The sequence below is a fragment of the Streptomyces sp. NH27 genome (genome assembly GCF_056859195.1).
In genome coordinates, this window is sequence record NZ_JACEGK010001032.1 from 1 (window position 1) to 784 (window position 784).

The 784-nt window shown below is 75.9% G+C and carries 1 protein-coding gene and 1 pseudogene; both read right to left on the bottom strand.

Annotated features, from left to right (window positions below; translation table 11 throughout):
- A pseudogene (locus AC13HU_RS37850) lies at nucleotides 1–254 on the bottom strand (hypothetical protein); the annotation flags it as partial.
- On the bottom strand, nucleotides 251–718 hold the full coding sequence (locus AC13HU_RS37855; RefSeq protein ID WP_483046535.1) for a hypothetical protein: 468 nt from the start codon (nucleotides 716–718) through the stop codon (nucleotides 251–253). The pseudogene AC13HU_RS37850 and the gene AC13HU_RS37855, both read right to left, overlap by 4 nt.
- Nucleotides 719–784: the final 66 nt, after the last annotated feature.

The window sequence follows — 784 nt, forward strand, 5'->3', positions numbered from 1 at the left end:
CGGGGCACCAGTCCGGCGGCGGTCAGCCGGCTCGGGGTCGCCGGCAGCTTGTCGGCGACCAACTCAGCGACGGCAGCACTCACCGTGCCGATCACGGCCGGCCGCCCGGTCAGCAGGTCCAGCGGTCCCGGGGCCGTCTCGGCCCGCCCGCTCACCGCGACGGCCGCCATCCCGATCTGGCTACGCGCCCCGGACGCGGCGCCGACCAGTCCGGCTCGCACGAGTCCGGCCCGCACGCCGGCGGGCGCTCTCACGCGCGCCTCTCCCCGGCCGTCACGACGCCGTACGTCGCCAGGCCGTACAGCAGGTGCGGCACCGCGTCGGACACCCAGTCCGCGCCCGACCACGTGCGCGGGTCGCTCACCTTCAACTCGGCCATGGACAGGTCGGTGACCGCCATGGCGAGCGCCCCGGGGAGGACGCCGCCCGCCCCGAGCGGCAGCCGCACCCCCGCCGTCCGCAGTACGGCGACGGCGGTGCCCACCCCCACGCCGGTGGCGATCCCGGACAGCGCCGCCAACGCGCTCACCCGGTTGTCGCGGGTCTGACCGGTGCCGTCGATGGCGACCCCGGCCCGGTCCGCCAGGGCCTCCACGGTCGCCTCCGGAACGGTGCTCGCGGGTCTGCCGCGCAGGGCCATGTCGCCGTATGTGACGGCGTTGAGCACGGTCGTCCCGGCAGCTCCGGCGAGGCCGCCTCGCAGTAGCGTTCGCATCATGGTGTCCGGGTGACCCGCACTGGCGGCATGAAACACCGCGACACGTGGTCCCGTCCCGTCTGGTCG

Bases quoted from the DNA above. Each gene is read 5' to 3' on its own strand.
- AC13HU_RS37855 (WP_483046535.1), bottom strand. From the start codon at position 718: ATGATGCGAACGCTACTGCGAGGCGGCCTCGCCGGAGCTGCCGGGACG.